The organism is Stenotrophomonas sp. UBA7606 (genome assembly GCF_002477705.1).
Taxonomy (GTDB): Bacteria; Pseudomonadota; Gammaproteobacteria; order Xanthomonadales; family Xanthomonadaceae; genus Stenotrophomonas.
Window position 1 is genome coordinate 27,733 of the sequence record NZ_DLJW01000053.1, and the last position, 7,082, is coordinate 34,814.

Here is a 7,082-nt window from a genome sequence, read left to right on the forward strand (position 1 = left end):
TAGTTTAACGCAGCCCTGTGTTGCTACCCGTCAGCACGGCTGGTGGCGCTCAGGGCGTGCGGTAGTCGGACGGGGTGATGCCCGGCTGCAGCCACATGCCGTCGAAGCGTTGCCGCGCCTCGGGCAAGCCCAGGCCATCGGCGTAATCCATGCTCCACAGCCGCTTGCCGGCGTCCTCCTCGCCGGGCACGCGGCCGGCATGCAGGTCCACGAACACCGGGCCATGTGCGGTCAGGCGCGCTTCCAGCTGCTGCGGTGTGGCCACCACCTGCCGTGCCTGCTGGTCGATGTAATCGCGGTAGCGGCCTTGGGCACCGGCGAAATGCAGCACATAGGTCTGTGCCTGCAGCACCGCCGGCAGCGCGCGGGTCACGTTGTCGACCGGCGGGAAGCCGCGCGGATGACCGTCGCGGTAGCCGCCCAGCTTGTTCAGGTGCGCGTAGTGGCCCCAGACAACCGCCTTGCGGCCGGGATAGGCCTGTTCCAGCAACCAACGCAGATTGTCGGCCATCACCGGATCGTGTTCGTCGAACGGCCGCAGCTGCCAGCTCACCTCGGCCATGCGCTGCAGGCTGGCATTGATGCGCCGCCAGAAGCCGTCGCTGTCGAACACATCCTCGCCGTGTTCCTCATCGGCAGCGGGCAGCAGGCCGGGCAGCCATTGCGCGTCCGCCAGGAACTGCTGGCGGGTGGCCGCATCCGCTGGCGCCAGCTCGCCGTCAAGCAGGTGCTGCAGCTGCTGCAGATAACCCTGCACACGGACCTGCTGGCGCGCATTCAGTGGCTGCCGTGCCAGCCGCGCGCGCAGTTGCGGCACCAGCTGCGTGCGCGACAGCGCGCCACTCAGGCGGCCGTCGAAACCGGCCAGCTGCATCGCGGCCGGCGCATCGCGCTGCGCGTCCAGGTAGTCGTACAACGGCCACAGCTCGGCGCTGTTGGCATACATGTAGAAGATGTTGCCCGGCGCATTGGTCCGCAGCGGCCGGCGTGACTGCCACAGCCGGGTGACATCGAACAGGCCGCTTTCCAGCACCAGCAGGTCGAAGCCCTTGCGCTCATGCAGGTAGCGCACGGTGCGCACCTTGCTCTGGTAGATATTGCCTTCGCCATGGGTCAGTTCGTCCAGCATGACGATGCGCTTGTCGCCGATTGCCGCGCCCAACGGTGCCAGATCAGCGTAGTCGTCGTGCATCGGCGTGGTGTCCCGCAAAGGATGCAACGGCCCTTGCCGGTTGGCAGACGAGGCCGGCAAACAGGTCAACGATGCGAGCAGCAGGGCAGCCGCGGCGGACGTGCGGATCATCGGCATCTCCGGTATGGATGCCTCGATGGTACGAAAGGATCAGACCACCGTCGTGCGCCAAAATCTGACCGGCCTGCTGCGCGGCTGTGTCCGTTTCTGACCTGGATATCCGCAAGCCGTCATTCCCGCGCAGGCAGGAATCGCCATGACGCCGGGATCTTGATGGCTGCGCTGTGTCGGGCCGAAGCTGAGACCGCAGCAGGAGCCGAAACCAACGCAGGAACAATTCCCGCCTGCGCGGGAATGACAAGCCAGGAACTTCTGCAACGACAGCGACAGCGACAACTATGCCGCGCCAAACGCGTCCCACCTCATCCCGGCCAACGCCCCAGGGTGACGCGGTCGCGCTGCTCCAGATCCTGCACCGTCTGCGCCTGCTCGAACCCGGCCTGCACCAGCAGCGCGCGGATCGCCTCGCCCTGGTCCCAGCCGTGTTCCAGCAACAGCCAGCCACCCGCCACCAGGTGTTCGTGCGCGCCGCCGATGATCTCGCGGATCGCATCCAGGCCATCGGCGCCGGAAGCCAGTGCCGGTGGCGGCTCGAACCGCAGATCGCCTTGGGCCAGGTGCGGATCGCCCGCCGCGATATACGGCGGGTTGCTGACGATCATGTCGAAACGGTCCGCGCCCAACGCCGCATACCAGTGCCCGCGGCGGAACCAGACGTTGTCCAGGCCATGCGCCTGCGCGTTCTTCACCGCCACCGCCAGCGCCGGGCCCAGCAGATCGGTGGCCATCACCGTGGCCAGCGGCCGCTCACTGGCAATGGACAGCGCGATCGCGCCACTGCCGGTGCCCATGTCGGCCACCCGCACCATGTCGTCGGCCGGCAACCGCGCCAGCGCCTGCTCCACCAGCAGCTCGGTTTCCGGGCGCGGGATCAGGGTGGCGGCATTGACCTGCAGATCCAGCGTCCAGAACCCACGGCGGCCCAGCAGGTAGGCCAGCGGGTGGCCCTCGGCGCGGCGCGTCAGCAGCCGCTCGAAGCGCTGCCGGCTGTCTTCGTCCACCGTGTCGGTGGCATGGGCGAACAACCAGGCCCGTTCCACGCCCAGCACATGGATCAGCAACTGCTCTGCCTCATGGCGGGCATCGTCGCCCGGCAGGCGCGCAGCGGCCTCCCGCAACAGCTCGGCAACCTTCAGCGTGGACACTTCACTACCTCTTCGCGGCGTATTTCCAGGACGGCGAGGATAGTCAGCCCGCCCCGTCCTGCCTACCGCCGGCGTCTGTCACCGGCATTGGCCCTGCCTATTCCAATCCGTTCAGCTTTGCCGGAAGCGGCTTGGAAACCCCGCAAAGCCCCCGATATCAAGGCTTGCAGCAGGTTCACGGGCGGGACCGATAGTCAAAACCTATTGATACGATGCATCCAATTCATTTGTTTTATTAGGCACTGCCTATTAGTCTCTCCCTCAACGCTTTCCACCCACCCCTTCCACAAGAGGAAAAACGATGTCCGTCATCAATACCGAAATCCTGCCGTTCGAGGCCGATGCTTATAAGAACGGCCAGTTCGTCAAGGTCAGCGACGCCGACCTGAAGGGCAAGTGGTCCGTGGTTGTGTTCTACCCGGCCGACTTCACCTTCGTCTGCCCGACCGAGCTGGAAGACCTGGCCGAGCATTACGACGAATTCCAGAAGCTGGGCGTCGAGGTGTACTCGGTTTCCACCGACACCCACTTCTCGCACAAGGCATGGCACGACACCTCGGCCGCCATCGGCAAGATCAAGTACACCATGATCGGCGACCCGACCCACCAGATCTCGAAGAACTTCGACGTTCTGCGTCCGGCCGGCCTGGCTGACCGTGGCACGTTCATCATCGACCCGCAGGGCGTGATCCAGTCGGTGGAAATCACCGCTGAAGGCATCGGCCGCGAAGCCGCCGACACCCTGCGCAAGGTCAAGGCTGCCCAGTACGTCTCCAGCCACCCGGGCGAAGTGTGCCCGGCCAAGTGGAAGGAAGGCGAAAAGACCCTGGCGCCGTCGCTGGACCTGGTCGGCAAGATCTAAGCCGTCCCTCGCTCCCACCCCGCCCCGCTGCGGGCGTGGGGGTGAACCGCAGCGTGTTTGACGCCAGCCAGCACGGCGCCAGCAAGCCGAGCAAGCAGGCTGCGGTTCACCCCTACATTCCCAGGCGACCTGCCCCCACGCAGCGACGTCAATGCCGCCGTATTGCCCAACGTTTTGCCTTGATTAGGAGATTGTCCATGTTGGATGCCAACCTGCAGACCCAGCTCAAAGCCTACCTGGAACGGGTGACCCGCCCGATCCACATCACCGCGCACGCCGATGATGGCGCCAAGTCGCAGGAGATGATGGAGCTGCTCAACACGCTGGTCACGCTGACGGACAAGATCACCCTTGACGTGCGCCGTGACGGCCAGGGCCGCGTGCCCTCGTTCGACCTGGACAGCCCGGGCCAGAACATCGGCCTGACCTTCGCCGGCTTGCCGATGGGCCACGAGTTCACCTCCTTCGTACTGGCCCTGCTGCAGGTTGGCGGCCATCCGTCCAAGGAAGCGGCCGAACTGCTGGAGCAGATCCGCGACCTGAAGGGCGAGTACCGCTTTGAAACCTATTTCTCGCTGTCCTGCCAGAACTGCCCGGATGTGGTGCAGGCGCTGAACCTGGCGGCGGTACTGAACCCCAACATCAAGCACGTGGCCATCGACGGCGCCCTGTTCCAGGACGAAGTGGAGCAGCGCCAGGTGATGTCGGTGCCCACCGTGTTCCTCAATGGCGAGATCTTCGACCAGGGCCGCATGAGCCTGGAGCAGATCGTGGCCAAGCTGGATACCGGCGCCGTTGCCCGCGAAGCCGAGAAGATCAAGGCCAAGGATGCATTCGACGTGCTGGTGGTGGGCGGTGGCCCGGCCGGTGCTGCAGCGGCGATCTATGCCGCACGCAAGGGCATCCGCACTGGCGTTGCTGCCGAGCGTTTCGGCGGCCAGGTGCTGGACACCATGGCGATCGAGAACTTCATCTCGGTGCAGCACACCGAAGGCCCGAAGCTCGCCGCCGCACTGGAAGCCCACGTGCGTGAGTACGAGGTGGACATCATGAACCTGCAGCGCGCCACCAAGCTGGTGCCGGCCGGTGCCGATGGCCTGGTCGAAGTGCAGCTGGAGAACGGTGCCTCGCTGAAGTCCAGGAGCGTGATCCTGTCCACCGGCGCCCGCTGGCGGCAGATGAACGTTCCGGGCGAGGACGAGTACCGCAACAAGGGCGTGGCCTACTGCCCGCACTGTGACGGTCCGCTGTTCAAGGGCAAGCGTGTGGCGGTGATCGGCGGCGGCAACTCCGGCGTGGAAGCGGCCATCGACCTGGCCGGCATCGTCAGCCACGTCACCGTGTTCGAGTTCGACAGCAAGCTGCGTGCCGACCAGGTGCTGCAGGCCAAGCTCAACAGCCTGCCCAACGTGAAGGTGGTGCTCAACGCACAGACCACCGAAGTGCTGGGCGACGGCCAGAAGGTCAACGGCATCGTCTACACCGACCGTGTCGGCGGCGATTCGCACCGGGTCGAACTGGAAGGCATCTTCGTGCAGATCGGCCTGCTGCCGAACACCGAGTGGCTGCGTGGCACGGTGGACCTGAGCGGTCGCGGCGAGATCATCATCGATGACCGCGGCCAGACCAATGTGCCGGGCGTGTTTGCCGCCGGCGACTGCACCACGGTGCCGTACAAGCAGATCATCATTGCGATGGGTGCCGGTTCGACCGCCGCGCTCAGTGCCTTCGATCATCTGATCCGTACGCCAGTACTGCAGCCTGCAGCGGTAGACACAGCAACCGCCTGATGCTCAAAGCCCCTCTCCTGCGGGAGAGGGGTTGGGGTGAGGGTAGAACCTTCTGCAATCCTGAAAAACATGGGCTTGGCCCAACCCTCATCCGCCCCTTCGGGGCACCTTCTCCCGCAGGGAGAAGGTGATAGCCGGGAGCCCGACATGAACCTTCGTGACCTGAAGTACCTGGTGGCACTGGCCGAACACAAGCACTTTGGCCGTGCCGCCGCTGCCAGCTTCGTCAGCCAGCCCACCCTGTCCACCCAGATCAAGAAGCTGGAAGAGGAACTGGGTGTGCCGCTGGTGGAGCGTGCGCCGCGCAAGGTGATGCTGACCCCGGCCGGCCGCGAAGCTGCCGCCCGCGCGCGCAGCATCGTGGCCGAGGTGGAACAGATGAAGGAAGCCGCACGCCGCGCCCGCGATCCGGAAGCGGGTACCGTGCGTCTGGGAATCTTCCCAACCTTGGGCCCCTATCTGCTGCCACACGTGGTGCCAGCCATCCGCCAGCGCTTCCCGCAGCTGGAAATGCTGCTGGTTGAGGAAAAAAGCGATGTGCTGCTGGCCCAGCTGCGCAACGGCCAGCTCGATGCGGCCCTGCTGGCGTTGCCGGTGGCCGACGAACAGCTGCACACCGAGTTCCTGTTCGAGGAACCCTTCGTGCTGGCCGCACCCGAAGGCCACCCGCTCACCGCGCACGCGGCGCTGAGCCTGGACGACTTGTCCGACCAGCGCCTGTTGCTGCTGCAGGACGGCCACTGCCTGCGCGACCAGGCGCTGGATGTCTGCCATATGGCCGGCGCGCTGGAGAAATCCGAGTTCCAGGCCACCAGCCTGGAAACCCTGCGGCAGATGGTGGCAGCCAACGTCGGTGTCACCCTGCTGCCGATGCTGGCGGTGAAGCCGCCGGTGGCCCGCTCGGAGAACGTCAAACTGATCCCCTTCCACGGCGACCCGCACCCCAACCGCCGCATCGGCATGGTCTGGCGCCGCAGCTCGGCGATGGGCGCGTTCCTGGAACAGTTCGCGCAGTTGTTCAAACAGCTGCCGGCAGGGTTGCTGGAGGCGCCGGCGCAATCGCCGCAGGTTCAAGCTTAAAAGCCTACCCCTCCCCGGCCCTCCCCTCCGCTGCGCGCAAGGGAGGGGGCAAGGCTTGGCTCCCTCTCTTGCGCCGCAGCCGGAGGGGAGGGTTGGGGAGGGGTGCTCTCCGCAGCACCCCAAACCTGAATATCCCCCTCCCCCACATTGCATCCGGGGCGCAGCGGCCCCATGATCTTCCCAAGGGTCGCCTATGGCCCGTTTCACCAGCACAATAGAAGCCCGGGCGGCGCCGACAAAGCGTCGCCTTTTGCTTGTTTTTCATTCAGATAAGGAATTCCCATGACCAGCCACAGCGGTCTGCCGCCATCCATCATCGTTTCCACCCGCGACATTGCCCGTCTGGAGGCCTTGCTGGACTCCCCGGCCCTGAGCCGGCACCCGGCCGCCGTTGCCCTTGCGCAGGAACTTGAACGCGCGCAGGTGCTGCCGCCGGAAGAAATCCCCGCTGGTATCGTCACCATGCACTCCCGTGTGGACTGCGAAGACGAACTGCACAACGAAAAGCATTCCCTGACCCTGGTCTATCCGCACGAAGCGGATTTCGACAAGGGCCGCGTGTCCGTGCTGGCACCGGTCGGCAGCGCCCTGCTGGGCTTGTCGGTCGGCCAGACCATCGACTGGACCGCACCCGGTGGCCGCAAGCTGCGCCTGCGCGTCACCGCTGTCCACTACCAGCCCGAGGCGGCTGGTGATTTCCACCGCTGAGCGCGTCCGGCGCCGCCCCTGCAACAGGAAACCATGATGTCCCAGGCCCCCTCCAAGCTCGCCCAGTTGCGTGAACTGTCCGTCGTCGTCGCCGACACCGGTGATTACGAAGCCATCAAGCGTCTGCGTCCGGTCGACTGCACCACCAACCCGACCCTGGTGAAGAAAGCCCTCGACCTGCCGGT

7 protein-coding genes and 1 pseudogene are annotated in these 7,082 nt (G+C 65.6%); 6 read left to right on the plus strand and 2 right to left on the minus strand.

Annotated features, from left to right (window positions below):
* Nucleotides 1–49 precede the first annotated feature (49 nt).
* On the minus strand, nt 50–1,192 hold the full coding sequence (locus B2527_RS07860) for an erythromycin esterase family protein (RefSeq protein ID WP_293707650.1): 1,143 nt from the start codon (nt 1,190–1,192) through the stop codon (nt 50–52).
* A 7-nt stretch (nt 1,193–1,199) separates the two neighbouring features.
* On the opposite strand from B2527_RS07860, the gene B2527_RS07865 reads away from it, so the two are divergent.
* Nucleotides 1,200–1,403: a hypothetical protein gene (locus B2527_RS07865; protein WP_293707651.1), complete on the plus strand. Its 204-nt coding sequence runs from the start codon at nt 1,200–1,202 to the stop codon at nt 1,401–1,403.
* Between the two features lie 211 nt (nt 1,404–1,614).
* On the opposite strand, the gene prmC is transcribed toward B2527_RS07865, so the two are convergent.
* Entirely contained in the window at nt 1,615–2,457 is an 843-nt protein-coding gene (gene prmC / locus B2527_RS07870) for a peptide chain release factor N(5)-glutamine methyltransferase (protein ID WP_293707653.1), read from the minus strand.
* A 301-nt stretch (nt 2,458–2,758) separates the two neighbouring features.
* On the opposite strand from prmC, the gene ahpC reads away from it, so the two are divergent.
* The 5 genes and pseudogenes from ahpC to B2527_RS07895 all read left to right on the plus strand — a co-directional run.
* Nucleotides 2,759–3,319 carry an alkyl hydroperoxide reductase subunit C gene (gene ahpC / locus B2527_RS07875; protein WP_293707655.1) on the plus strand — a complete coding sequence of 187 codons (561 nt, stop codon included), beginning with the start codon at nt 2,759–2,761 and terminating at the stop codon, nt 3,317–3,319.
* Between the two features lie 197 nt (nt 3,320–3,516).
* Nucleotides 3,517–5,109, plus strand: coding sequence for an alkyl hydroperoxide reductase subunit F (ahpF, locus tag B2527_RS07880; protein ID WP_293707657.1), 1,593 nt, complete (start codon nt 3,517–3,519; stop codon nt 5,107–5,109).
* 147 nt (nt 5,110–5,256) lie between these two features.
* Nucleotides 5,257–6,189 (plus strand): LysR substrate-binding domain-containing protein, encoded by a 933-nt coding sequence (locus B2527_RS07885; protein WP_293707659.1) that lies wholly within the window; start codon nt 5,257–5,259, stop codon nt 6,187–6,189.
* Nucleotides 6,190–6,471: 282 nt separating this feature from the next.
* Complete coding sequence (gene rnk, locus B2527_RS07890) at nt 6,472–6,897, plus strand: nucleoside diphosphate kinase regulator (RefSeq protein ID WP_293707661.1); 426 nt, start codon at nt 6,472–6,474, stop codon at nt 6,895–6,897.
* A 36-nt stretch (nt 6,898–6,933) separates the two neighbouring features.
* Nucleotides 6,934–7,082, plus strand: a pseudogene (locus B2527_RS07895) (transaldolase family protein); the annotation flags it as partial.